At 53.4% G+C, this 25,667-nt stretch carries 19 protein-coding genes; 7 read left to right on the forward strand and 12 right to left on the reverse strand.

Features of this window, described 5'->3' with window-relative positions:
- Positions 1-2 precede the first annotated feature (2 nt).
- The 8 genes from FHP24_RS03365 to FHP24_RS03400 form a co-directional block, all read right to left on the reverse strand.
- The gene (locus FHP24_RS03365) at positions 3-2,336 is read right to left on the reverse strand and encodes a Wzz/FepE/Etk N-terminal domain-containing protein (protein WP_139672838.1); all 2,334 of its coding nucleotides are present in this window, start codon (positions 2,334-2,336) and stop codon (positions 3-5) included.
- A 130-nt stretch (positions 2,337-2,466) separates the two neighbouring features.
- The gene (locus FHP24_RS03370; RefSeq protein WP_139672841.1) at positions 2,467-4,467 is read right to left on the reverse strand and encodes a hypothetical protein; all 2,001 of its coding nucleotides are present in this window, start codon (positions 4,465-4,467) and stop codon (positions 2,467-2,469) included.
- A 240-nt stretch (positions 4,468-4,707) separates the two neighbouring features.
- A complete protein-coding gene (locus FHP24_RS03375; protein WP_139672843.1) occupies positions 4,708-5,604 on the reverse strand; it encodes a hypothetical protein in 897 nt (298 codons plus the stop codon).
- Between the two features lie 579 nt (positions 5,605-6,183).
- On the reverse strand, positions 6,184-6,789 hold the full coding sequence (locus tag FHP24_RS03380; RefSeq protein WP_246091584.1) for a transglutaminase-like cysteine peptidase: 606 nt from the start codon (positions 6,787-6,789) through the stop codon (positions 6,184-6,186).
- A 217-nt stretch (positions 6,790-7,006) separates the two neighbouring features.
- Entirely contained in the window at positions 7,007-8,203 is a 1,197-nt protein-coding gene (locus FHP24_RS03385) for a polysaccharide biosynthesis/export family protein (protein ID WP_139672846.1), read from the reverse strand.
- A 265-nt stretch (positions 8,204-8,468) separates the two neighbouring features.
- Complete coding sequence (locus tag FHP24_RS03390) at positions 8,469-9,407, reverse strand: HEPN domain-containing protein (RefSeq protein WP_139672849.1); 939 nt, start codon at positions 9,405-9,407, stop codon at positions 8,469-8,471.
- Between the two features lie 98 nt (positions 9,408-9,505).
- Positions 9,506-11,590 (reverse strand): hypothetical protein, encoded by a 2,085-nt coding sequence (locus FHP24_RS03395; RefSeq protein WP_139672852.1) that lies wholly within the window; start codon positions 11,588-11,590, stop codon positions 9,506-9,508.
- Positions 11,583-11,960, reverse strand: coding sequence for a hypothetical protein (locus FHP24_RS03400; RefSeq protein ID WP_139672855.1), 378 nt, complete (start codon positions 11,958-11,960; stop codon positions 11,583-11,585). Before FHP24_RS03400 ends, FHP24_RS03395 begins: the two co-directional genes overlap by 8 nt.
- A 577-nt stretch (positions 11,961-12,537) precedes the next feature.
- Here FHP24_RS03400 and FHP24_RS03405 point away from each other — a divergent pair.
- The 4 genes from FHP24_RS03405 to FHP24_RS03420 all read left to right on the forward strand — a co-directional run bounded on the left by FHP24_RS03405 (position 12,538) and on the right by FHP24_RS03420 (position 17,691).
- Complete coding sequence (locus tag FHP24_RS03405) at positions 12,538-13,233, forward strand: sugar transferase (protein ID WP_139672858.1); 696 nt, start codon at positions 12,538-12,540, stop codon at positions 13,231-13,233.
- A gap of 200 nt (positions 13,234-13,433) precedes the next feature.
- On the forward strand, positions 13,434-14,852 hold the full coding sequence (locus FHP24_RS03410) for a phosphomannomutase (RefSeq protein ID WP_139672861.1): 1,419 nt from the start codon (positions 13,434-13,436) through the stop codon (positions 14,850-14,852).
- Positions 14,853-14,884: 32 nt separating this feature from the next.
- A complete protein-coding gene (locus FHP24_RS03415) occupies positions 14,885-16,312 on the forward strand; it encodes a mannose-1-phosphate guanylyltransferase/mannose-6-phosphate isomerase (RefSeq protein ID WP_139672865.1) in 1,428 nt (475 codons plus the stop codon).
- A gap of 68 nt (positions 16,313-16,380) precedes the next feature.
- Positions 16,381-17,691 (forward strand): UDP-glucose dehydrogenase family protein, encoded by a 1,311-nt coding sequence (locus FHP24_RS03420; RefSeq protein ID WP_139672868.1) that lies wholly within the window; start codon positions 16,381-16,383, stop codon positions 17,689-17,691.
- Between the two features lie 85 nt (positions 17,692-17,776).
- Here the strand turns inward: FHP24_RS03420 and FHP24_RS03425 are convergent, their stop codons facing one another.
- Positions 17,777-18,199, reverse strand: a complete 423-nt coding sequence (locus FHP24_RS03425; RefSeq protein WP_139672871.1) for a hypothetical protein — start codon at positions 18,197-18,199, stop codon at positions 17,777-17,779.
- A 697-nt stretch (positions 18,200-18,896) separates the two neighbouring features.
- On the opposite strand from FHP24_RS03425, the gene FHP24_RS29380 reads away from it, so the two are divergent.
- The 3 genes from FHP24_RS29380 to FHP24_RS03440 all read left to right on the forward strand — a co-directional run bounded on the left by FHP24_RS29380 (position 18,897) and on the right by FHP24_RS03440 (position 21,607).
- Positions 18,897-19,268 (forward strand): KTSC domain-containing protein, encoded by a 372-nt coding sequence (locus FHP24_RS29380; protein WP_246091585.1) that lies wholly within the window; start codon positions 18,897-18,899, stop codon positions 19,266-19,268.
- 841 nt (positions 19,269-20,109) lie between these two features.
- On the forward strand, positions 20,110-20,472 hold the full coding sequence (locus tag FHP24_RS03435; RefSeq protein ID WP_139672874.1) for a hypothetical protein: 363 nt from the start codon (positions 20,110-20,112) through the stop codon (positions 20,470-20,472).
- A 376-nt stretch (positions 20,473-20,848) separates the two neighbouring features.
- Positions 20,849-21,607: a metallophosphoesterase family protein gene (locus tag FHP24_RS03440; protein ID WP_342782282.1), complete on the forward strand. Its 759-nt coding sequence runs from the start codon at positions 20,849-20,851 to the stop codon at positions 21,605-21,607.
- Between the two features lie 483 nt (positions 21,608-22,090).
- Here the strand turns inward: FHP24_RS03440 and FHP24_RS03445 are convergent, their stop codons facing one another.
- From FHP24_RS03445 to FHP24_RS03455, 3 genes are all read right to left on the reverse strand, one after another.
- Positions 22,091-23,188 carry an Ldh family oxidoreductase gene (locus FHP24_RS03445; RefSeq protein ID WP_139672881.1) on the reverse strand — a complete coding sequence of 366 codons (1,098 nt, stop codon included), beginning with the start codon at positions 23,186-23,188 and terminating at the stop codon, positions 22,091-22,093.
- Positions 23,185-24,066 carry a DeoR/GlpR family DNA-binding transcription regulator gene (locus FHP24_RS03450; protein WP_139672884.1) on the reverse strand — a complete coding sequence of 294 codons (882 nt, stop codon included), beginning with the start codon at positions 24,064-24,066 and terminating at the stop codon, positions 23,185-23,187. Before FHP24_RS03450 ends, FHP24_RS03445 begins: the two co-directional genes overlap by 4 nt.
- An 80-nt stretch (positions 24,067-24,146) precedes the next feature.
- The gene (locus tag FHP24_RS03455) at positions 24,147-25,625 is read right to left on the reverse strand and encodes an alkaline phosphatase family protein (RefSeq protein ID WP_139672887.1); all 1,479 of its coding nucleotides are present in this window, start codon (positions 25,623-25,625) and stop codon (positions 24,147-24,149) included.
- Positions 25,626-25,667: the final 42 nt, after the last annotated feature.

The following is a 25,667-nucleotide window of genomic DNA, read 5'->3' on the forward strand; positions in this document are numbered from 1 at the left end:
CGCTATTTGCTTGGGAAGTACTTCTCTGCGTATTTGCCGTAATGAGCACTTCCCAGAGCCGAACCGTATCGTTCAAGGCGCTTCATATCGACCTTATTGAGGGCAAGGCCCAACGTCTTTTCCGAGAAGCGAGGGTTGTTGTCGAAAAACTCTTGGAGACTCTTACGAGGGGTCCGCCCCCAATGGGCAACAAATACATAACCATCCACCACACCGCTGGCGGCGAATGCGTCGGTAAGCGCGGCAACCGGAGGAAAATCGATGATCACGACATCGAAACGTTGCCGCAGTTTGGCAATGAATTGATGGGTTCGAGGATTGCTGAACAGATCGTTGCCCTGTTGCGCTCGCGTAGCACCAGGCAGAAAAGCGAGCCCACTTCCTTCTTCCAGTACCAATACCTCGTTCAGTTCAGCACGATCGTTAATAACGTCGATGAGGCCGCGCTTGGGGGAACCCACCAAACTTCTGGTAAGGCTTGGATTGCGCAAATCCCCATCTATGAGAATTGTTCTTGTGCCCTGAAAAGCCAGAGAAGACGCCAAGTTTTTGGCGATCGTGGACTTTCCTTCATCAGGAAACATCGACGCCAAGCCGACGACCATACCCTTATTACCAACCAGACCCAGATCAATCTTGATTTTCAGCGCACGAATCGCTTCCGAGAATTGCGATAGCGGCCGATCGACGACTTCGCGCAGCACGCCAGCATCGCTATTGATAGTAGCAGACAATTCCGGCTTGCCGAACTTTATATCCTTGCCTCGGCGTATCGAAGCCACGTTGAGTTCCCGAGATCTAGGCTGATCCAAGATGGGGATATTGGCAAGAAACTCCAGACCCAATTCATCTCTGACCTGCGCAGGTGTTCGCACGCCCCTATCACGCCATTCGCGCAATCCACCAATCCCCGCGCCAAACGCTGCTCCAATGAATATAAAGCCTATAAGGAACGCAGTCTTTTGTGGACCGCTGGGCACTATCGGCAAAGAGGGATCACTGATAATTCTGGAATCGGTGACAGGAAAGGACTGCTGTTGCTGCATTTCCTGCGATTTCTGAAGAAATGTAGAATAAAGGAGCTTTAGCGATTCAGACTCCTGCTCGAGCCCTCGCAATTTGACCATGGCGCTGTCGTTGGAGACCGATCGTGCGCGCAAGTCCGTAATGGTTTGCTGAATGCTATTGACGCGGCTTTGAGCAATAGAGACGTCGCTTTGATAACCAGGAAGTTGGTTTTTCAATTCCTCGAATATCAAACGCTCGTATTCGGCCATGTCTTTAGTGGCTTTTATAGCTACGCTGTGGTTGTCGCCGTATCGGGCCTTCATGTCGCTATATAATTTCGCGGCATCCAGATACTTGCCACGAAGCTGAGCGATATTGGGGTTTCCGGCAGACTCGGTGATGCTTGCGGTCGTGTCTTGCTTGTCGACGATTTCTTTCAGACGCTGGTATCGAGCACTAGCATTATCGAGAGATAACCGGGCAGTCGCAAGTTGCGTTGTGGCATCGGTCAGCGACTGCTCGTCGATCAGCCGGCCGGAAGCGGCAACGAGGTTGTTGTCGGCTCGATATTTCTGGACGGCCTGATCGGCGGCAAGCGACCGGGATCTCAGCTCGCGGATACGATCCTCCATCCACCCGGTTGCTCGACGTGTCGAGTCAAATTTCGAGTCAAGCTGATCCTCAAGATATGCGTTCACGTATTGGCCAGTTATTGCCTGCGCCAGAATTGGATCTCTGTCAGAGTATTCAAGAGCAAACACGTAAGCTCGCCCGACGCGGCTGACCTTGAGGCTGCCCTGGAGCTTATTGCTGGCGACGAGTAGCCTTAGAGCTTCGGGAGCCTGTTCAATACTGGTAGGAGCCGGGGCGCCGCTGATTACCCGAACGACCGAACTGATGCCGCCTCTAAAGCTCTGTGCAATTCCGCCCAGTAAAGACGGAGGTGGCGAAAGAAACGCAAAATTGTTTTGCAGTCCGAGACGTTGGGCGACGGAAGCTGCAAGCTTGTCGGACTGCATAATCTGAAGTTGGCTGTCGACCGCGCCCGTTTCGAACGCGAGCGTGCCTTCAAGGGCAGTCGTTGCAGCCATTCCGACGTTCTTTGCGTCGATCAATATGCTGGCCGATGACGAATAGATCGGCGTAGCCTGCATGACATAGCCTAGACCTAATATGGCACCGATTCCGGCAGCGCCGATGAGAACCCACATCTGACGCCGGAGAGCGCCAATAATATCGAAATCCGGGAGAGAGCGACGAAAACCGCCGGTACCCGACTCTGCCTCACCATTCGCCGTTTCGAAATGAGATTGGCTTAAAATGTTCATCGAGTACCCCGTGGTGAATAGAGTCGACGTGAGAAGCAGTCTAGTGCTGTCACGCCTCCTTAAAGCCTAGCATAATTCATGCCACTAAGGCGGTTAAATCCCGGCAAATAAACGAAGCGATCTTGTATTATCACCGACGATTGTTTGCGCTTACCTCAATATTGAGGAGTGACGGCAGTTTTGCAGGCTCGCGGATGCCAGCTGCTACGTCCTGCAGTGACACCGCTGATGATGGTGATGCGCCGAAGGTTAGCACTTGAGGGCTATTTAAAAATGAGATCCCGGCAAAAACAAACCTGTTCCTGATGTCTGCAGGAGCAATGCCAGCGAACATATTGGGCAGACTGCTCGAAAGAAGCTTTTTGATCTCATCAACACTTTTCCCATTCGCCGAGGCAAGTTTGCCAACGAAGCGATCGAACAGAGAATCGTTTTGGAACGTCATCCGCAGATTCCTTATTCCGGCTTTCTCCAATTCTTGCGGGAGAACCAGAGTAGGAGAACCTAGGCCTGCGCGAGTGATCCCGGCAAATGCCCCAGAGACAGACAAGGTTCCCATATCAGTACCGACAAGGCTCAGATCGTCGATCAAGACTGAAGACGAAGAGTCATCCCAAACGCCGGCAAAGTTGAGTGATAAATCAATCTCGCTATAACCGAGATCGGTCAGGGTTTGCCGGATCGAAGGGTTGGCTACTTGGTCCGCCAAGAATTTCAGATGATCAAGCTTCAGCTTCACATTTGTCGGCGTTGCGCCGATAAAATAGGCCATCGACAGATCAAGGTTGTCCAAACTCGCCGACATTTGTTGAAGTTTGATTGAAAGCCGATCCGCTTTGATAGCGCCGATGGCCGGCACAATCACCGTATTGGCAGTTTCGCCTGTTCTTGAGGTTTTTTCTCCACCGACTTGAACAGGCACAAGATTGATGTTGCCGACATCTAGGTTGGAAAGCTTCACCTCCCCGGTCGTATCTGCCACTGTCAGCCCGTTGGCGACAACTCGCGATATGCTGTTTCCGGTGAACCTTTCGATCGCAGCTTTGTCCAGACTCAGGGTGAACGTTCCACTTTGATTCTTGCCCTGGACTGTCAATCCGTCAGCCGCCATTGCTTCGATTGCGAAGGAATCACGAACGGCTTGAGCCACTTTTTCAGCATCTTGCGGATTTGCGACAAGAAAGCCCGGATCAAAAGCAGATCGGTCAAAAATATCGGTTAGATTCTGATTAAATTGCTTAACCTTAAGAGGGCCGACTTTGCCTGTTGCGAGACCGAAAACGATCGCGCCATTGTCTACTTTGAGCCCATGTACCGTCAAGCTCTCGATCATATTTGTCCAAGCACGGGCAGACCCGCTATCGAGATAGGCACTTGTCTCAAACAAACGGAAATAGGGATCGAAATCGATATTTGTGAATTCGATGTCTTCGGCCGAGACGCTGCCGACGGATTGTGATGAGGCATCAACCGGCGCAATTTCGGTTTTCAACGCCGACATCTTCACTGACCGCGCCTTGGCGCCAGAGAGATCTTCAAGGCTAAACTTGTTTACGAGCGCTTTGCCGCCGATGTCGACGGTATTGGCGGAAACGCTTCCGATCTTTGCGCTGGCCAGCAATCGCATCAATCGGATCTGCGTCGTGAACGGCTTGGTCGGGTCTGGAACAAAGGATGCAAGGCTCGGGATTTGCCCGTTGGCCGCCTCAAACCGCGCGACTTTCAACCCCGACTGCGGTGCAGCCGGCGAGATCATTGTGAGGCCATCCGCGGTCAATGACTGAAACGCCAAACCTTGGCTGTTGGATTGGAACGACTTTATCGTGAGGCTTTCGATGCCAAATTGAAAACTTCCGGACGCGTTGCCCGTGTTATCGGCTTGCTGCCAGGACACTGCCAACCCTTCGACAGACAGTGTGTCGGTCGCGGCATCATAGCGTGTCTTTAGCGGAGCAAGCTTGGCGCCACTTTTTTCAAACGATGAAAGCCAATTGCGGAAACCGGCCTCTGCCACACTTTGCAGGGGAGCGGAGGTGGTCTTTTGCTGCGCATCGGCCGGTGACGAAAAGACCGGTGCGAATACAAAAGCTGACATTACGCTCGCAATTGCAAGCTTACGGTTGAATGACATGCAAAGAACCCCGGTTAGCACGACTACTGCTGCACTATTTTTGCTAACTTATTGTGTATCGCAGCAGCTTTTCTCTGCGGCTACACATATCAGATTCAAATATGCCAAATCTTGGATACGATCATGCTACTGCGTGGCTAGGTTCATGCGTCGATCTTCGACAGAACGAACATGTCAAATATAAATTCCACATCGCTGCGACCAATCTCAGACCACGTCTGAGATTGGATCAATCGGCTGCTACTTTAAAGAGAAGCCACGATTGCGGCGGCGCAACCAGTAGAAGGCCCCGCCCATCAGAAGCGCACCGACACCAGCGCCGGCTTCAGGTCCTGGGACAGGATTGATGACTGTGTTGGTGATGTTAAACGTGCGTGCGCCATCACCTGCAAAGGAATAACCTCCTCCACCTGAACCGGAACCCGAAGGACCGGACTGACCGACTGAGGAATCGCCACTGCTTGGGCCACCAAGCGGTCCGGCCGCGCCGCCTGCGATGTTGCCGCCACCAGCTGCTGCACCAGCCGCTGCCGCAGGCGCTGCAGTTTGAACGAAGTTGTCCGTGAAAGCTTTTGCGAGTTCTGCCGGCGCGCTTGGCGATGTAGCCTGGGTTTGAATTCCGGAAGCAGCACCCGTATTACCCTCCGAGCGGCGGGTATTGGCAGCAAGAGCCAGACCTTCGCCCATTATCTGCGAGAAGGTCGGGGCCTCTGCCGTTCGCGCAATAGACACGATCGCGGCTGCGTTGGCGGGGTTTGAAAGCGCATAGGCAGACGCCTGCTGCGCGGCTGTTACCGGGTTTTGTGCTGACTGAGCCAATCCGCGAACGGCTTCAGTTGCAATTGTCGATAGCGTGTTCGCATCTGTGGCGAATGCTGCAACGGCAGCAAACTCCGTTGGGGTCGTCTGAACAATCTGAGCGACCAGACCGGAGACGCTTGTCGGATCCGCCTCGCCTGCCCGCGCCAAATAGCTTGCAACGCTTTCGCTGTCATTTCTGGACAGTGGAGAGCTCGGTGCCGTTTGTACCTGCGTTGCATTCGGCTCAGCGGTCTGAGCGTTAACTGCTGCGGACGCAAGAAGGACGCCAGCAACGGCAATCCCCGCGACACTCAGTACTCTTACATTGCAATACATCTGGGCAAACTCCCCTCGTTCCGTCGGCGTTTCATTACATGCCTATAGAATGTATTCAAGTGCCGGTAGTTGCATCTGTTAGCATAACCCTTTGTACACAAGCACATTGGAATATTATATTGACGGAAAGCCAGCACAAATTTGTCAATTTCCCAAGCTTTAACAAAGCATTAACAATTTTAAGCAGTGCGCGCAATGCGGCTTGACGTGTTAACCTTATCTCAATGGTGCCGGACAACGAGGTCGGAAAACCGATCACGAATTCGATGATCTTCGGTGAAAAAGGCGATTAGCAATCGATTCTAACGTGGAAAGCCGCTGAGAGCTCAAGTCGACGGCACTTTTGTCTAGCATGGAAGGCCGGAACATTCGGTCATCGAATTCCGCGTACATGAGCTCTCGTGGAACGGCAGCGTTGCGCGTCCATTCACCTGAAACAAGACAAGTCAACGAGTTGGACGGAATTCTTCGACATTACGCAAAGGCCGCCATTCACGCATTTAAGCTATGCGCCTGCCTTAAGCTCAATAAGTGCATACCGCACGATCTAGTGCAGTCGAAGTCGATCTCGAGTGGGGGTTAAAATGTCAACCATTTTCGCGGATCATCCTGAGATTGAATTTTGATCCATTGCAAGCGCGCCGCATACCAAGGCTTCATCACGTTGGTACGGTTATCAAGGACAAAATCACCCTCGACCGTGCTAACTACAAGGACCGCATGCCCAACTCCCTCTTCGGTGCGCGCCGTGGCAACGCGTAGAGCACTTGAGGGCCATCCGACGTCAAGCAGGCGTTGGCGTTTGGTCAGCGCATAGTCATCGCAATCGCCAGCACTTACCCCAGCCCGCCACAGGTCCTTATCCGACGGATCATCCGTATATCGGATGTCCCGGTTAACCTGTGCGTTTATGCTCTGAAGTAATAAACGCCTCTCCTTCGTCATCGAGATTGGCGCCTGCCCTCCCCGAACATCACATTGATCCGATTGATTGGCGCAAAACTTGGCAAACGCAAACGGAGGTATGGTTTCGCGAACAGTCGTCAGGTGACTTGCAGCACGTTTTGGCTGGATAGAGCGATTGATTTCGGCTCGCGGTAGCGCGAGCGCATCAACCGATCCGAAGAAGAGAGCTGTCGCCATCATGACCCCGGCAATCGACGTCCGTTGGATGTTTTTATTCATGCCGCGCCCCTTCATGGAGATCCTTGATGTTGAGGATCGTAACAGCGGCTGTTTTCGGGGGCTTTAAATAGATAATTCAGATTTTACTGAAGAACCATTTTGATACTGGCACTGATTCAATTTGGGGTAACAGCCAGATCAATACACAATTTCAAACGACGAAGGCCCCATTCGGGGCCTTCGATACCGTATCTGCGACTGAAAGGGGACTTCTGCTCTAGAACGAGCGAATGGCATCCTTCGTCGATAGCGCGTTACCCGTAAGATTGGCCGTACCTGCCGGCGTGGTATTGAGCAAATCGAAGAACTTGCTGAGTTCGGCCGCGTCGGAGTTCGTGACGTAGAGCACGTCCTTGTCCTGCATCGGGAACTTTGTCGCGGCAAAGAACATCGATGGATCGCGAAGGTTTGCACGGAAAATGACAGGGACATCGTTCGTCGGGAACTTTGACGTATCGACACCGAGATTGCGGAGGAAGTCTTTTGTGACGACACGATAGAGGAATATCTGACCGGGATCTGCGCGGGAATCGAGCAGTCCACCGGATTTTGCCAGCGCTTCTGAAAGCGTGAGGTTCGACTCCTCGAAATCAAAACGGCCATTAAGACCTGACGCACCAAACGCGGTGTAGGTACGGCGTTCACGGTCGATCAGAAGAGTATCGCCCGGGATCACATAAATATTCTCGGACGGTTTATCGACGAGCATATTGTATCTTACGCGCGCGGATCGGCCGCGACGCTGCAGGGTAATATAGCTTTCCTCACCCGATGCGCTCAGGCCACCCGCCTTGGAAATAACATCAAGGATACGATCGCCGGCCTCGGTGATCTGAATCTTGGAGGGCGTGTTAACATCACCAAGAACAGCGACCTGGGCGGATACGCCAGATACGATCGAGATAACAACCTGCGGCTCGATGGCACGGTTGGCGAGCCTGTCTTCGATATCAACTCTGACTTGCTCGGTTGTTTTACCGGCGGCCGGCACCTTGCCTGCATATGGAACCGAGATGAACCCTTGACGATCGATGGTCTGTGCCGGGAGGGTAATATAGTTTCCTGGGCGGCTACCAGCATCGCCAGGGATGAACAAACCACCGGCCTGCGATTCGAAAATTGCGACCTGAACGACGTCACCGGCACCAAGTGGCAGTGTCGGGATCGGTCCGCGGCCGCCGCCGAAGCCTTCAGATAGCCCTTCGGCGCCAACATTTGGAACGTACTTTAGGACCGTGGAACTAATGTCCACTAGCGCGTAGTCGACGCCGGACTTCGCCTTATCCTTTGCAGGAGCGACTTTAACGCTCGCTTCGGAATCAATGCTTCTCGCTGATGGACCAGATGCAGACATTGCGGTGCAACCCGTCAAGGCTGTCGCCGCCAGCAGGATGGATAAATTCAACGAACGCATACTACCCCTCAAAAGCCCCCGCCCCTCTTTCGGGGACAATCTCTTCTAACCGCAATATCGAAATGAAACCTGCAATTTTTTCCTAACCCGCATGTTTATGAGACAATGTTGCAGTTGAAACACATAAACAACGTCTGCCGTCGCATGCAACACCGAATAAATAAACGGGCAAAACCAATGCTTTTGACGCAACATTAACCATAACAGAGCGTTTTCAACTCAAGACAGCATTCGAACTGTCAAAGCGCCTATTTGGACTACTAGCTTACTTAAGCAATTCTGCATTCGGCGGCCGCAGATGCTCCTCACAGACGTCTCTTACCAAAGCCTCTAAAAGTCTTACCCTCTCAAAGAGCCAGCGCAATTCATCGACGGTGATACTGTAACTCGGCGAATATCGAGCTTCCACGTAGGCGCGGTCCAGTTGCTCGAACGAGCGCCTCGCCAGTTTTGTATCTCGGGGCCAAGCTTCGATAAGCCGCGGTTCGACTCTCTCCGCCGCAGAGCGCAGCACTCGAAGCCTATGCGACTTCGGGCTGTACAAAGTGCAAACAAGCAATGTGCAATGGTAGAAACGTTCGGCTGCTTGATGTAGGCTAAAAGCCGCCAGATTGTGGTTCGAGCGCTCAGTATAAAACTCTGCACCTCGTTCGAATTCTAATGCATTCGGAAACCATTGATCGAAATAAGCACGCGCTTCAATGCGCACATCACTGGCCGTCAGTGGCTTGGGACCGACCAGCGGGTGTCCACTTTCCTCGAATAGGGTAATCCCATCACGGAGAAGATCCACGAAAAATGGCTTACCGCGCGCAAGCTGGTCATTGGTATCGTGCAATGTATGAACGATAACGTTGACAGGCGTCTGGATCGCTTTGGTGATCATCAGCTCACGGAGGAAGTGTTCTGAAACGCTCTGCCACAAATCGTTTTCTTCGCTGACAGAATGAATATTAACGACAACCAAGATGTCGTAGTCAGAACGATACCCGCTCTTTCGGTCCTCAACCCAGTCGCCTCGGGCATAGGAACCAAATAGGATTACCTTGAGGATGCGACCCGCGCGCTTTTTTTCAGACGTCTTAAACTGCTGCGCAGCATCAAACTCATCGAAGATTATCTTCACGGCACGCGCGAGTTCACGGCGCTTTTTCGGCGGTAAGTGGTCGAGAACCTCATCAAAGTGCTCAGCGGTCGATGCCACAGTGAGTTTTCCTGTTTTCAATAGCTTCAGAAGAGAGGCCCGGGATAAGCCGTCGTCGCATTGCAATCCGCCTCTCTTCACGAGTCACGCAACGCGATCTACCTATCATAAAACCTGTCGTCTTCACGGCGCCCGCTTCTGCGGTCTTCTTCTAATTTTCTGTCTTGCTGTTGCGAAATCCGTTCATCAACCCTTTCACGCCCTTGCTTTGCTAAAAGCGAGTGCTCCATCTTCTCGATTGTTGGATCTGGGGCTGGGTGCCGCGGTCGTTGTGACAAATCGATATGCTCGTATTGCTGGCTCGCCCGCCCATGGCCCGGTATCGTCTCACCTTCGGGTCTCACCTCAGATCCCGCCCTATCGTCCAAATCCGGCTGTGCAGTTCGCGTATCGGAGGCAGCTTGCTGAGGCTCGGTGCGACGAGCTTGCACCACGCCAACAATGTTGCGCATTGCCGAGGCCAATCCGGCCTTAAGTCGCGGAAGTTTATAATCTTTTTCTGACATTTCGCCTCCACCCCCTTCGATCGATTGGCTTGCTCCAGCGGGATTTTCGTCTCGTCGGCCTTCGTTACTACGAACTACGTGACGTTCCTCAGAACCTGACGCCGTCGTTGACATGTCGCCCCTGTCGCGGCTTTGACCAACTTGCAATGTTTGGACTACCAGGGTCCCCACTGTCGACGTTGCGGCCAATGACGCGTGTTGCGCTTGATTGGTTGCGATCTCGCGGGCGACCGCGTCAAATCGGCTTAACATATGTTCAGCGAAGGCCTGTCCTTTCGCCGTCGAAGCTTGGCTCGCGATATCCGCCCAGATCCGTCTCGTTGACTGGGCCTGGCTTCTCGCCCATGCGGAACTACTCATGTACGGCTTTTGCGAGCGCTTTTCGTCATAACGCCGCTGGGCTGCGGCACTTGTTCCGACATGGTTGGTCCTACCGACAAAGGAAACGGGACGTACGTCCTTATAACCATAGGCTGGTGCCTGTAGCGTCTCTTGGCGATGTGTTACTTCAATTGCCATCCCTTGATCCCGCGCGCATTTCGAAAATGAAGCCCGCCATTGATCGAGATCGGTCACCCAAACTCTGAGGCGATCCCCATAGTTAGAGCGCGTTGCGATCAGCGCGTGCGCATGGAGATGCGGGCGCTTTCCGCCATCGGCCTCGGATTTCGGGTCATGAATGGGATCATGGATGGCAAAGAGATATCGGTGGCCACCGAACTCATTGAAAAGAAACTGCCGCACGGCTGCCTCAAATGGACCTTTTGAGGCTTCGCTCGGCGCCGAAATCAAAAGGTGCATGTGGTCGCGTGGGCCGCGGCTTTCGAGTTTTGAGCGCCAGTCCCGCTGAGCAAGCTGATTGGCCTGTTTCGCGCTTCCGAGCATTATTCCCTGCTCATTGTAGACCTGACCGGGATACGTCTCGACGAGCCTGCGCAACTCGCTTCCGGCAAATCTCACGCCGTGGCCATGGCGGCCATATTGAAAAAGCACTTGGCGGGACATCCCGTCCAACGTCTCGCGTAGACGCATCTCCATTTTCGTTTCGGCCTGTTTGTCGATCTCAAGGCGACCTTTTGCCGGCAGATTAAGAACAAGAACGCCTTCTACACGCGTCTGCGCGTCACTCTGACGAATACCGACGGCGAATGAGCGACCCTCAAATGCGCGATCAAGGGCGATGATGCTTGCCTCGATTGCCACGGGATCGGATTTCTGGGCGATAAAACTGGCCTGGAAGAGCACGAGGTCGCGGCTTTTTTCACCGCCCGAAAAAAGCGGCGTCCATTCTTTTGCCGTGTCAGCCGCAACCTGGCGACCGAAAAGGTCCATCCCGATCTCGTTTTCCAGGCGGATCCGCCCGTTACGTGATATGTAGGATGCAACGCGCGATGTCGCATCGCCACCGCCAAAGGCAAGTAATTTGGTGACAGCCGGCTGTGCGCCGCCGGCGAGACGTTCGAAGCGCTGGCGCATCTCGATGTTCACCTCGGCCTTGCCACCGGTGCCGCCTCGTCCATAGACAGAACGCTTTGCCACAGGCTCCGAAAATGGCCCCCTTCGTGACTTCTTCCACCAGTCATCGTCGGCACCGGACGCCGCGCCTTTCAATCTCGATAAGACACTGGCGCGAGCAAGCAACCAATCGTCGATATTTGCTTTGGACGAATCAGCCATGCTCTCTGCTCCGCCGATAATTTCGCGGCGGATCCGTACGCTGCAGGAGCTCCATACAGAGGCCGGCAATAGTACGTTCCATCGCTAAAATGCTGTTTTTTATGTCGTTGAGATCCGATCGATCACCACGGTTAAGCGCGATCAGCATCGAGGTCAGGTTGAGGCCCTCACATTTGAGCTCGGCTCTCAAATGCTTGATGATCAGGCGATCGTCTTCGGTGAAAAATGGACGGATTTCGGCGCATTCACATACTGCGGACCTGACAAACCCCGAAATCGTCATGTTGTGACGCTTGGAGGCAACGATAATGGCGGCCATTTCGTCTTCTGTGGTGAAGGCCGACACATGCTTTTCACGGCGTAGCTCCATCCGGGCCGTACTCCAACAAGCCATTAAACAGCTTCTCGTTCATCTAAGACAAAAGCATTTGGTGATTACCTATCACATTGGAGACCATGAACCAAGGCTTCAGGATGGACAAGTCGATGATATATTTAAGCTATTTCTTGCAGATATCTGCGATCGACCGACATTTCGATCAAGTAGTTTGACCAGGTGATAAAGTGCGCCGGCGACAGCTAGCCTCGCCGATATGAAATTCACCGACGGATCGCACTGCCTTGACCGTTTCCGTTCAGTGATGTTGAGGACGCGAACCCGCTTTTCAACCCGGGTTTCATCACTTGCGCGGATCGAGTGTGCACTGCAACCAAAAATAGCAATACTTGAAAATACTCTAACATTAAATCCAACGAACACTCAGAAAACTAAGCCCAGGCAGATAATGCAGCTTTGCCCAGCACACTTACTGAGTGCAAACTAAATTTAGACATGTGATCACAATACAATATTTAACCAATTATTAAATTCGCCGCTGACAAAGATATGATTGTGCGTTATTAGGAAGCCCATAGTCTATCTCAATAATAGGCCAAAAATGGTTTCCATGACTATCTCACGGGCGGAAGATAGCGATCCCCCACCAAAGGTTGATTCGATCGACCAGCGTGATGTTTACGGTTTTAACTCTGCGCAACCTTGGCAACTAGCTGCCAAGAGAGCATTCGATATTGTCTCGGCAAGCCTTGCTCTGCTTGCTTTGGCACCACTTCTTTTGCTGGTTGCGATCTTGATTAAGATCGAAAGCAGAGGCCCGGTGCTGTTTTATCAAAAGCGTTGGGGTAAGGACTGCCGCCAGATAAAGATCTTCAAGTTCCGCTCAATGTATGTGGAGCTTGGTGACGTAAGCGGCGTGGCGCAGACCGTCGTCAACGATCCTCGGGTAACGCGGATCGGTCGCTTGATCCGTCGCCTCAACGTCGACGAGTTGCCGCAACTGCTTAACGTTTTGAGAGGCGACATGTCGCTGGTTGGACCTCGCTGCCACGCGATTGGCATGCTTGCGGCCGGCATGCCATATGAAGAATTGGTCCCTGAATATCACCGGCGCCATGTCATGCGGCCTGGCATGACCGGCCTTGCTCAAATGCGCGGCCTTCGTGGACCTACAGATCGTGCTGCCAAGGCAAAAGCCCGCGTGGCTTGCGATCTGCATTATGTTGCAAATTTTTCGCTGATGCTCGACCTCAAGATTATTTTGGGAACTATTTATTTCGAGCTTCGCGGTGGCAGGGGTTTTTAGAGGGTAAATACGCGGCTGGTTTCCGCCCCTCTTCCTTTGTCTACGATAAGATGCGCGTGCCGCAGTCTGCGAGCCGCCTGAGCACATAATACGCGTCTTCAGACGATGCTCGCCTCAAGATTAACGTTAGATCGAGAAATGACTTTTGTTGTAAGGCCGATCGTTTACACAAGACGACACGGTCATTTGGAAGGTATCCCATGAAGTTCGGCACGAGTGGTCTTAGAGGCCTCGTTACAGATCTCGAAGGTCGCGCATCCGCACTTTATTCACACGCTTTCGCCAAACATCTGATTTCATCCGGGCTTGCAAAAAAGGGCGACAAGGTTCTTGTCGGTCGCGACTTGCGTCCTTCTAGCCCGTCAATCGCGGCAACCTGCATCGGCGCCCTGCGTGATGCTGGACTTGACCCCGTCGACTGTGGCGATGTCTCAACGCCTGTGCTTGCACTTTACGGGCTTCACATTGGCGCGCCGTCCCTGATGATCACCGGATCTCATATTCCGGCAGATAGAAACGGCATCAAATTTTACCGCGCCGACGGCGAGATTGATAAGGGCGACGAAGTCAATATCTCAGCAATCGCCGACGAATTGAATAAGGGCGAGGTCTTCGACACGCCAGGCGAAGCTGCGTCTTCGAAAGACGCCGCGCTTGATCTTTTCAATAAACGCATAAAATCGGTCCTTGCGACCAATGCTTTGTCGGCGCTTAGAATTGGTGTCTATCAGCATTCGACTGTTGCGCGTTCAATCTTGGTCGATATTCTCCGTCACTACAGTGCTGACGTCGTCGAGCTTGGTTTTTCAGACATCTTCATTCCGGTGGATACGGAGGCGGTTTCCGCGGAGACAATCGGATTATTGAAGGGCTGGGCTGGCGAATACAGGCTCGATGCAATTGTCTCGGCTGACGGAGACGGGGATCGACCGCTCGTTGCCGATGAGGCCGGCACCCCCTTGCGTGGCGACCTGCTCGGTCTTGTGACCGCTCGTGCGCTTTCGGCGAGTGTGGTCGTCACACCCGTCACATCCAATTCGGGTATTGAAGCAAATGGTCCGTTCGATGTCGTTCGGACCAAGGTCGGCTCTCCTTTCGTGATTGCCGGCATGCAGCAAGCTTTGGATCAGGGACGCTCGGCAGTTATGGGTTTTGAGGCAAATGGTGGGCTGTTGACAGCGTCAGCTTTCGAACTGTCGGGTGGCACACTTTCACCACTGCCGACCCGTGACAGCTTCCTGCCAATCCTCACCGTGCTGGCACTTGCGGCGGAGCAGAAAAAACCATTGTCGTCGATCGCTGCCGATTTCAGACTTCCGATCGCAGCTGCAGATCGTCTGGAGAATTTCCCCATCGAAACCAGCAGCGCTTTGATGGAATATTTGCGTCAGTCAGAGGCCAATCTGACTGGCTTCCTTTCCACAGTCGGCACGGTACGCTCAGTCACAGATGTTGACGGTTTGAGAGCGACGCTGACCGATGGATCGGTTGTTCATTTGCGGCCCTCGGGCAATGCTCCGGAGATGCGGTGTTATGTCGAGGCTGACACACAAGACGCGGCAGAACAGCTACTCCGCGCTAGCCTTCAACTCGTGCGGCAATTTGCCGATCAAAGATAATAGTCTGCGCATCGCGTATTATGGAGAGCGTAATGAGTGAAAAGATCATTCCTGTGATTATGGCAGGTGGCAAGGGTACGCGCCTGTGGCCCCTTTCCAGGGCAAGCGCTCCCAAGCAGTTCATTCAGTTTGTCGGTGACCGAACCCTGTTTCAGGCTACCCTTGAGCGCGTCAGCGATAGCACGGCCTACGAAGCGCCGATTGTCATCACCAACGAAGACTTTCGTTTCCTCGTGGCGGAACAGGCCCGCGAATTTGGCATCGAACTGTCGGGTGTGCTGCTTGAACCCTCGGCCCGCAACACTGCACCCGCCGTTGCCGCGGCAGCCGCCTACGCGCTTAAGAAATTCGGCGACGGCGCGACCATCCAGGTTCTTGCCTCCGATCACGAGATCATTGCTGACGAGCACTATACCAAGGCTATTCAGGTTGCTTATAAAACGGCACGAGCCGGTAAGCTGGTAACTTTTGGTATCGCTCCAACGGAACCCGCAACGGGTTACGGCTATATCGAAGTGGGTGCATCGCTGCCCGCTGGCGCCAACAGCGTGAAGCGCTTTGTCGAAAAGCCTGATGCCGCGAACGCAAAGAAAATGCTGGACGCGGGCGGTTTTGTCTGGAATTCGGGAATTTTCATGTTTGGTGCGCAGCAGGTTCTGGAAGAGATCCGCGAACTTGCACCAGCCGTTGCAACCGCTGCGGTCGAAGCCATTGAAAAAGCCAAGGGCGATCTAGACTTCATTCGCCTCGACGCCGAGGCCTTTGACAAGGCGCCAAATATTTCCATCGACTACGCGGTGATGGAAAAAACAAAAAATGCGGCGGTTGTGCCTGCTTCATTCACGTGGTCCGACATGGGCAGCTGGGACGCCGTTTGGAAGCTTGGATCGCAGGACGCATCCGGCAACGTCGTTCTGGGGGAAACAACCCTTATCGATACACGAAATTCTCTCGTTTTTTCTCGCCATAGTCATCTTGCGGTGCAAGGGCTTGAAGGTGTTGCCGTTATTGCGAGCGAAGACGCGGTTTACGTCGGCCGCCTTGAGGATAGCCAAAATGTTGGCGCCCTCGTCAAACATCTGGCGTCTGCCAAATCGACGGCTGCCCTCACCCAGACCCATCCGACATCCTATCGTCCTTGGGGCGGTTACACGTCGATCTTGAATGGTGACCGTTTTCAGGTGAAGCGCCTCTTCGTAACCCCGGGCAAAAAGCTTTCACTGCAAAAGCACCATCACCGCTCGGAGCACTGGATTTGCGTGAAGGGAACCGCTGAGGTGACTGTGGGCGACGAGATCAAAATCGTACGCGAGAACGAGTCCGTCTATATCCCGCAGGGCGAGGTTCACCGCCTTGCCAATCCGGGCAAGATCATGCTCGAGATGATCGAGGTACAAACGGGCTCTTATCTCGGTGAGGACGACATCATTCGTATTGTGGACGAGTTCGGCCGGGGCTAAAGCACCCAGCGAGGCGCCATTATCTGGGTCTGGATATGGCGCTATGATTTGAGAAGGAAATTCTTTCAATGCGTATTGTGATGGTCGGATCGGGTTACGTTGGCCTGGTTTCTGGAGCCTGCTTTGCAGACTTTGGGCACACTGTTGTCTGTGTGGACAAGGCTGCCGAAAAGATTGAAGCGCTCAATAAGGGTGTCATCCCGATTTTCGAGCCCGGCCTAGACCAGTTGGTCGAGAGCAATGTCAAAGCAAATCGCTTGTCGTTTACGACCGAGCTTGCTGGACCTGTAGCAGACGCAGATGTTGTCTTCATCGCGGTCGGAACCCCTTCCCGTCGCGGTGACGGACATGCCGACCTTGGTTATGTTTACGCAGCCGCCCGCGAAATTGCAGATGCGATCAAGGGCTTCACCGTCATCGTGACGAAATCGACGGTTCCGGTCGGTACGGGTGATGAGGTTGAGCGGATCATTCGCGAAGCCAATCCGGATGCTGATTTTGCAGTTGTCTCCAACCCGGAGTTTCTGCGTGAGGGTGCGGCGATCGAGGACTTCAAGCGACCTGACCGCATTGTCGTCGGCTTGGTCGATGACCGGGCCCGCAGCGTGATGACGGAAGTCTACCGGCCGCTTTACCTCAACCAGTCGCCTATCCTGTTTACGGGCCGGCGAACGTCGGAGCTGATTAAGTACGCCGCCAATGGCTTCCTTGCCATGAAGATCACTTTCATCAACGAAATCGCTGACTTGTGCGAACGGGTTGGCGCAGATGTTCAGGACGTTTCACGCGGCATTGGCCTTGATGGTCGTATTGGATCGAAATTCCTTCATGCCGGCCCCGGTTATGGCGGGTCCTGCTTTCCCAAGGACACGTTGGCGCTTGCAAAGACCGCGCAGGACAATGAAAGCCCTATGCGCCTAATCGAGACGACGATTGCCGTCAACGACAGCCGCAAGCGTGCCATGGGGCGCAAAGTGATTGCCGCGGTTGGTGGCGATGTGCGCGGTAAAAAGATCGCAGTGTTTGGGCTGACATTTAAGCCGAATACCGACGACATGCGTGACAGCCCGGCTATTTCGGTCATCCAGACGTTGAAGGACGCAGGCGCAATCGTCGCGGGCTACGATCCGGAGGGTATGGAAAACGCCAAGCAGCTTCTCGATATCGAGTTCACAAGCGGGCCTTATGAGGCTGCCGACGGCGCCGATGCGGCCGTGCTTGTCACAGAATGGAACGAATTTCGTGCACTTGACCTAGAGCGACTGAAGTCGGTCATGCGCACGCCGATCCTTGTTGACCTGCGCAATGTCTATCGCAAATCAGAACTTGAGGTGCATGGATTTAGCTATACGAGTATCGGAAAATCGTCCGACATATGAGCGGTGCGAGACGCGTTTTGTACTCGCCTCCACTGTCACTAGCAAAAAGGGGCCTCTTGCGAGGCCCCTTTTCAATTGAACTGCTTTAAGCGGCCATGGACTGCTCATTGCGACGGCGCTTTGCCCAGTAGGCAACACCGAGCATGGCGAGGGCGCCAAGCCCTGCACCAGCCTCAGGTCCAGGGACGGCGACGGCGGTTGGAAGATTAAATGTGGCAATCTTCGAGCTGTTGAACCAAGTGAACGACTGGCTGAAGCCCACGCCATTGTCCACAATCTGGTAGATCTGGCCAGAAAGCGAATTCTTGGTACCACCGAGATCAAAATCCCAGGAGTCTCCGTAGGTCGCATCGAACACGGTCGACCAGGCACTGTACCAGGAATTATAGAGGCTCGTGGCTGCTGCCGACGTGGCAGCAGTTGTATCGGCATTCGTAAATGCCGGAGCGGCAAGAGCAGGCGTGGAAAACGCCAACGCTGCCACTACGGCGAGATGCTTAAGTTTCATGATCGTCTCCTTCCGGAATTATGCTTACGGCATCGTAAAATATCTATTAGAAGTCAAACTCTGTCTAGAGGTCGAGCCGAAATGAAACACGGAAAGGATCAGAATTTCCATGCTGGGCGGCAGAAATTCTGATGCAACGGTCACATAAATTAGTACAACCAACCTAGATTACTTTTTTATTAAAGTAAATATGACAGGAAGGCAGAATATTAACTAGCAGAATTAGCGTTCCGGCGAGCGGGGAACGCTAATCGTTGCATATTTGATACAACTGCAAAACTTCAACCGACCTCTACGCTACTCAATCCTATTTGCTCCCGCCCCCGCAATAAAACGACTCAAATTGACACGGTGTCTGGCGATGCGCGCACCCGGCACATCGCATCCGGTCGGGCAACTCACGCCAAGGCACTCCTGAACGCAAGTCACAAGAGATACCGTCAACGCGGGCCCTACCACTCGGTTTGTCTGGCGAACGTTACCAGATTATCTATCATCCAAAGTCATTCACTCTTACGTTCACCACAACGGCAGTCAGCAATATAGTGGTTAGGACGGAACATCTTTCCGTACCATAACGAGAAAACAGTTTCTAAATCAGCAGGTTAGATCAACTCTTTTGGCTCTCACCAGACACGCCCTTCGCGGTTTTCCCAGCGCTCAGCGGACTGGCTTAGAACTCGAAAGGGCACTGTCATTGTCCCAAATTTTGGCAACCGTTTTCCTCGAGGCCAGTCGGGCTCGACAAAAATATGCAGGGATGCTCGATACGATTGGATTAAGGGATGATTTACCAAGCCTTTTGACCAAAGCTTGGATATTTGGCGTTACGCTTCGAGATCAAACAAGGAGCGATCTCGTGCAAAATCTGCCTGTCACCTCGAAGATGATCGAATGTGTTTACTTCAGTCAGGAAGACGGCCAGCTTTATATCCAGTTCCATAATGGTGAGAGCAGACGGTTTACCGGCGTCCCCGAGGCGGAGGCCGTGGCATTGACCACAGCACAATCGCCTGGCACCCATTATCTCGAACGTATCCGCACGCAGTTTCGCCGCCTGGCGGCATGACGCGAGGCTGCTAGATTGCGGTTTTTCCTAGAGAACCTGTCATTCCATTGGCCAGGAAGGTCCCAGGCGTCGTGAGCGTGGTCACCAGGACCGTGCAATCCCGACTTTCCATCCATGTGCCTTCGACGCAATAGCCACTTAAAGCCCTTCGGCAGAAGGGAAAGCGGTGCCACGTCTGATGCCAGTCCACATTTTCGCGAGCTGCGAAGGTGTCGAGATCAACACTTGCTTTCCAACAGGCTAGCGGCTGAAACAGAGCGTGCTGCTATTGGCTTGGATTGTCATTGGGTGTCGGCGGCGAAGCCTGTCGTTGGCATAGATCCGCCAAATCCATCGAAAGAGATATTTTTGCCATTTCCGCTAATGAGGAAATACAAAATCTCTCTGTTCGTCGCTCAGCCTTTCATCACGAATGCAGTCCATCCGAACACTGTCGCGACAAGAGTATGCTCCGGTCTCCAATTAAATTCATGAATACAAATCGGAATTTTTTCCCGCCTTATACGCATGCTCCAAATTGATACACCTTATCTTATTAATCGACCTTCTTTACTTTATTATATCCTCCGAAACCTCAAACTATAGACAAGATCTATTTTTCATGCGCATTTACACTTTATTAATGATTTAAGGAGGGTAAGCTATGATCATTAGGAAATATCTTGTCGCAGCAGCTCTGTGCTTGGGAGTTTCATCTCACGCATTTGCCGATGAAAAAGTAACGAACGGGACATTTAACGGCTCATTGAGTGCGTGGAGTTTCTCCAGCCCGGTCAGCCGTGCACTTTCGCAGGCAGCAAACCGCGGCGTCATTGACACGGTTCTGCCTGGGAGCAACACCTTGACGCAGCTTCTGTCGTTGTCTGCTGGAAGCTACAAGCTCGCCTTCACCGGCCTGTTTATCGGCAGCAATACAACGATCAACTACTCGATCGCAGGATTGGCCGGCACGCTAACCGGCTCACAGATTGCTGGTGGCCATAGCTTCGACTTCAACGTCACCGGCCCGACCACCAACTACCTGCTTTCGTTCACCGGCTTTGCCCGTGGCCCCCTTGGCGTTGCTGCCGTTGACAATGTCTCGGTCAACCAGGTTACAGCCGTTCCCGGTCCAGAAGCTGGTGCGGGCCTTGGGGCTCTTGCGATGGCTGGTGTCGCTGTGTGGGCGCGTCGTCGTCGCACCGTGCTGCAGCAGAACGCCTAACCGATAATTATACGGGGTTTTCTGGTTGATCGAAGATCAATGAGGTAAGAAAACCCCGTATTTTCCGTTGGGGTGCCACGGCTGGCCGCATCTGTCAGGCGGCTAGATGCGATCACAAGGCGTCACAGCAGTATATAGCGAAACCATATTGAAGGCCGGTCGAGCATTTTTCGCCGGTCGAATGCATCTTTAATACTGCCCCTGACTGCGCTAAGCTTAACAGTCCATTATTGGATAGCTGCGCACTTTGCTGTCTCGACATTGATTTTTGGGACAACCGCCTCGGTTTGATATTGCCGGTAGGGACAGGGACTGATTTGACAGGTCCGCTTGTATGAGAAAGTTTTTGCGCCGCCTGCTTCGCGGACGACGCACTGTGTCTGACAGAGACCCTCCCGCCCCTGCCCGCCGCCGCATCAACCTTGGCGAGCGCCCGCCAAACTACTCTATCTACGCTATTGGTGACGTGCATGGCTGCATTGACCAGCTTCGTGATGCTGAATCCAAGATTGCCCGAGATATCGCGGAAACGGGCATGCCGGGGCTCACCATTCTGCTTGGCGATTACGTCAATCGTGGCCCGCACTCAGCACAAGTCATCGAGCATCTGGTAAAGCCAAGCGCTTTTGGACTGAAACGCATCTCGCTTTGTGGCAATCACGATGATCTGTTCAGCAAATTCATCCGCAATCCAGATGCCCATCTCGACTGGCTGGACATGGGCGGACACAGGACGCTGCTTTCCTATGGGATAGACTTGCACCAGATCGGCGTGAAACGCCGGGGGAAAAACAGCGACTTAAAAGACATGTTGGCGCGGCGCATACCGGCGGATCATCAACAGTTTCTGGCCGACCTGCCAATCAGCATGAGGATTGGTCAGCTGTTCTTTGTCCACGCCGGCATCCGACCAGGCGTTTCTCTCGACGCTCAGAAGGATCGCGATTTACTTTGGATCAGGGAGCCGTTTCTGTCAGAAGGCGCCGGCATTGCGTCGGTTTTCGTCATCCACGGCCATACGCCAAATCCCACGCCTTCGACGGGCCCCCAGCGCATAGGCATAGACACGGGTGTATTTTATTCAGGAAAACTTGCCGTATTGAAGATCGATAGAGGCCGCACCCGCTTCCTGTAAATTGCGAAAGCCATCTTGTTTCGACGTCAGCTACACATAGATCACGTTGATATGCTTGCCACATTCGTTCAGCAAGGCGATCACCTCCGCTCAGCTCCAAGCACCCCTGTAAGGGCCCCCGACAATGCTTTCCGTGCACGGCAGCCTCGCACGCCACACTGTCGTTCCTGGTCCCTAGACCGGCACCAGCCCCGGCCTAAGACGAAAGCTTCGCATTTCCGCGTCGGGACTTCTTCCCCAGGCTTTCGGGAACCGCGTCATCGTCAAGCGCCTGGATCTCCTCAAGCACTGCGTCATAAGCAAGCTCAAGCAGATAGCAGCGAAATTCGGCACAACGCGTCAGAGACAATAGTTCTTCGAGACATGGTCTACGTTTTCCGGCAAACGGCGCATTTCAGGATTACCGAATGTCCGCACTCATCATTCAAGAAAATACGGCCAAGCGTCTCAATGTTGCCCTGATGGGTTGGCTTCGACCGAGATTTAGTGCGTCGGCTCCGTAACAAGGCGCGATACGCCTATCAAGTCCGCGATCTTGTCCAATTCCTGTACCGTGGCCGCACGCAGGGGAATGCCATTTTGTAGGCGATCTCGCCTTGAGGCATCCGAGCGTTCGCCAGGAATGAGAACGTCACGCCCCTCTCCCGAGCCTTTCATGATGTCGACGAAATTGTCGAATCGCGACCGATACTGCGACAAAGGCATTAGCTTCTCGACATCTATGGCACAGAAAAAATGGCCAACATCCACCGGCTCACTTCCGCTATTCGCGACGCTCTTTATTTGGGAGGCGAAAGCGGCTCCGGAAACGACGCCGGAAAGAACGTCAACAAACATCGCAAGTCCTGAGCCTTTCGCACCCGCGAAAGGTAGCAACGCCCCGTTTAAGGCTCGGGCGGCGTCAGTTGTTGCATTTCCGGCGAAATCGGTCGCCCACCCTTCAGGGATTGGATCGCCGCTTTCAGCTGCGGCTACTATTTTACCGCGGGCAACGACGCTGGTGGACATATCAAGGACAAATGCCGGATAGCGAGCCCCTCCTGGGGCTGCCGCTGCAAAGGGGTTTGTTCCCAGCACCGGATGAAGGCCTCCCCAGGCGATCATCGAAGGAGACGCGTTCGACGTGCAGATCGCAGCGAAATTACGCTCGGCGGCCCTTCGCACATAGTGGGATGCCGTACCAAAATGACTGCTTCGACGCACAAACACTGCACCAATGCCAAATTGTTCAGCCAGACTTATCGCGGTATCGATAGCAGTCGTGCCTGCAATCAGACCGATAGCGTCGTCTGCATCAATTGTAACGACAGCATTGGCATTTTGCGTGATTTCCATATCTGGCTTCGGGTTCAAGATGCCTCTGCGATAACAGTCGACATACATAGGCAACCGTAAAACCCCATGTGATGACACTCCGCGCAGGTCCGCATCTGCCAACCATTCGCCGCAACAGCGCGCATCGCTGGCAGTGAGCCCACAGGCCGACAGAATCTCCTCAATAAAGGAGACTAGGATGGGCGCTTCGATCACAGTATCGAGGCAGCTCCTGTCGTGTTCGTGGGGTGGCGGATCTGTGCTCAAGGCTCGATCCTACGTTTTGATCGCGTGCGCCCAAGGCGTTGTTGCACGCCGTTTTCATTTTTCATCGGGGGAAGCAGCAACGCAACCTTTGCCGCGCTCAAGGCGTCAACGAACCGCTTTTCTGGCACCCTATTCGTCGCGACAGCCGTTGCGGCAGTAAGAGGATTTATGATGTAGCTATCTGACCGACCGAACTTTTTTTCGTCAGCGACATAGACGAGTTGGTGGGATCGCTCCGCAAGGACCTCGCCGAAAGTGGCCTGGGTTGTCGATGGCCCCATGAAGCCGTGGACGGCATCGATGGCGCTTACTCCACAAATGGACAAATCGAACACGCGCTTTTCCAGTGCACGGAATACCTCCGGCCCGGATATACTGCGCGTAGCGGGCACAACCGTTCCGCCGACCAACTGCACTGAGCAGGCAGGAACTCCCGCAAGACGTGTCGCCACATCAATCATATTGGTCGTGATTCGTAACTTGATACGGCACAGTGATAACTCATCGGCAAGAATAAGCATGGTCGAACTGGACCCGATGAAGACGCTCATATCATCTTCAAACAGTGCGACCGCAGCCTGTGCTGCCAAAATCTTCGTTTCGCGATCCACATCGAGCCGCTCGATCACGGGCCTGCGTGCGGTAAGGTCGATCGCCCGCGTTGGCACGGCGCCGCCGTGAACCCTTCGGACATGTCCGGCCTCTTCCACCGATCGTATGTCGCGTCTTATGGTTTCGGCCGACACCTGGAACTCGTCCGCCAGTTCAGAGACGGCGATCGCTTGCCCTTGGGTGGCAAGGTCAACAATCCGCTGTTGCCTTTCCGCACTCAGGGCGGAGCCAAGGCGACCATGGTGTTTGTTTACTTGTTCACTCAACGCGTCTTCCGATCAAGTCTGGCTGGTGGTGACATGAAAGCCCCTGGGGCCTGGCTAACCTAATGCCTATTCGTCGAAGCCTAAATGCGGCACCCGTCGTGAATATAGAAGCTTCTCCCGCTTTCACTGCGCCCTAAGGTTTGGGCGTAGGATCTTGCTTCAACGTAATAGTTGCGCTGTTGGTATAAAGGCGACGTGCCGTGCTCCATCAAGGATCTCCCGTCCATATTTTCGTCCAGTGGAACCCCAATCAGATCGAGGATGGTAGGGGCGATATCAATGATCCCGCATGCGACATGACTGGTTTGGCCCGCTTTAAATAGCGGACCGGAGACCATCAATGTGGAATTCATCTCACTTCGATTGAGCCCGCCATGCATTCCGCCACCCACAGGTGCTTGTCCGCCTTTGACCACTTGCGTCGTTCCCCGTGCACCAAAAAGATCACAATCATTCGTATCCTTTAGGGTGTACATAAGGTCGGGCTGGCGCTGGTGACTGATACCCAAAAGATCAAAGGAGAAGGTTCCCGGCAATTCGCCGCGAACGCCGTCTTTATTGCGTGAGAAAAGGCATCCCGTGAATTCCTGAGACTGTAACCATGACGCGATCTCACTGATGCGATTGTGATCGTTATCCAACGTGGTTATTTCGCCGACATTCCATCCCGTTACGGCAATTACACAGTCTTCGAAAAGCGCTCGGCGCGATGAAAATGGTTTATGTCCGCGGCTCTGCAAAGCCTCATACAAATCAACCTCATCGGTAATCGTTACGTGGCCGTGGTCTGAAGCCACGATGACGGTGTAATTTTCGGTGCCTGCTTGGCTATCAAGAAAATCAATGATTTGACCAAAATTACCGTCGAGATGGTGCAATATCGAGGTCGTATCGTCACTTTTGAGCGACTTGTAGTGAAACGATGTGTCTGGCTCGTTGAACCAGATGACTGCGACATCGGGCTTTTGCAGCGGTAGTACGTATTCTACGAGAACGCGGCGCGCATAGTCGGTTTGCTGATATTGCGGTATTTCTTTCAGAGGCAAGGGACCGAAGCGCTTTACCATTTCATCAACGGCATGCGGTGTTTGTGTTGCATCACGCCCGTGAATCGAAAAAGTCCATTGTCCGTTTTTAGCTGCTCGAGGATTGAGGCAAAACGCTGCGCCTGGTGAGCCAGTATGAACGATGGAAACTGACTTGCAGAAATTGCTAGCTTGGTCGCCAAACGTCGTTGCCGTGACTAGGCCGCCAGCAACTGAAGTTTCGACCTTTTGAATATGCGCGTATATGCCGGTGTCAAATATCTGGTCTGAAGCAAATGCGGGCAAAAAGAATGCATTTCCCATCACGCCGTGTTTGGCGGGATGGCATCCGGTGGCGATTGAAGCCGTTGCCACACGAGTCATTGACGGAAAGACGCTACTCGCACTTTTGAACCAAGTGGCACGTTTTGCGAAGCCGCAAAGGTTGGGCATTGTTTCCTGATTAATAAGATCAGGGCGCAGGCCATCAAATACGATCAAGAGAACTCGATTTTTTGAAAGTGGCAATGACATATTTCGCTCCAGCGTCCAGGTTTGAGGTCGAACCGACTGAGA

Origin of the sequence: Aliirhizobium smilacinae (assembly GCF_006335145.1) — a bacterium.
GTDB lineage: Bacteria > Pseudomonadota > Alphaproteobacteria > Rhizobiales > Rhizobiaceae > Neorhizobium > Neorhizobium smilacinae.

Excerpts from the sequence above, each read along its gene's own strand:
- FHP24_RS03415 (WP_139672865.1), top strand. The coding sequence starts at position 14,885 with ATGAGTGAAAAGATCATTCCTGTGATTATGGCAGGTGGCAAGGGTACG.
- FHP24_RS03375 (WP_139672843.1), bottom strand. The coding sequence starts at position 5,604 with ATGTATTGCAATGTAAGAGTACTGAGTGTCGCGGGGATTGCCGTTGCT.
- FHP24_RS03400 (WP_139672855.1), bottom strand. The coding sequence starts at position 11,960 with ATGGAGCTACGCCGTGAAAAGCATGTGTCGGCCTTCACCACAGAAGAC.
- FHP24_RS03365 (WP_139672838.1), bottom strand. The coding sequence starts at position 2,336 with ATGAACATTTTAAGCCAATCTCATTTCGAAACGGCGAATGGTGAGGCA.
- FHP24_RS03385 (WP_139672846.1), bottom strand. The coding sequence starts at position 8,203 with ATGCGTTCGTTGAATTTATCCATCCTGCTGGCGGCGACAGCCTTGACG.
- FHP24_RS03370 (WP_139672841.1), bottom strand. The coding sequence starts at position 4,467 with ATGTCATTCAACCGTAAGCTTGCAATTGCGAGCGTAATGTCAGCTTTT.
- FHP24_RS03455 (WP_139672887.1), bottom strand. The coding sequence starts at position 25,625 with ATGTCATTGCCACTTTCAAAAAATCGAGTTCTCTTGATCGTATTTGAT.
- FHP24_RS03380 (WP_246091584.1), bottom strand. The coding sequence starts at position 6,789 with ATGAATAAAAACATCCAACGGACGTCGATTGCCGGGGTCATGATGGCG.
- FHP24_RS03420 (WP_139672868.1), top strand. The coding sequence starts at position 16,381 with ATGCGTATTGTGATGGTCGGATCGGGTTACGTTGGCCTGGTTTCTGGA.
- FHP24_RS03395 (WP_139672852.1), bottom strand. The coding sequence starts at position 11,590 with ATGGCTGATTCGTCCAAAGCAAATATCGACGATTGGTTGCTTGCTCGC.
- FHP24_RS03405 (WP_139672858.1), top strand. The coding sequence starts at position 12,538 with ATGACTATCTCACGGGCGGAAGATAGCGATCCCCCACCAAAGGTTGAT.
- FHP24_RS03410 (WP_139672861.1), top strand. The coding sequence starts at position 13,434 with ATGAAGTTCGGCACGAGTGGTCTTAGAGGCCTCGTTACAGATCTCGAA.
- FHP24_RS03425 (WP_139672871.1), bottom strand. The coding sequence starts at position 18,199 with ATGAAACTTAAGCATCTCGCCGTAGTGGCAGCGTTGGCGTTTTCCACG.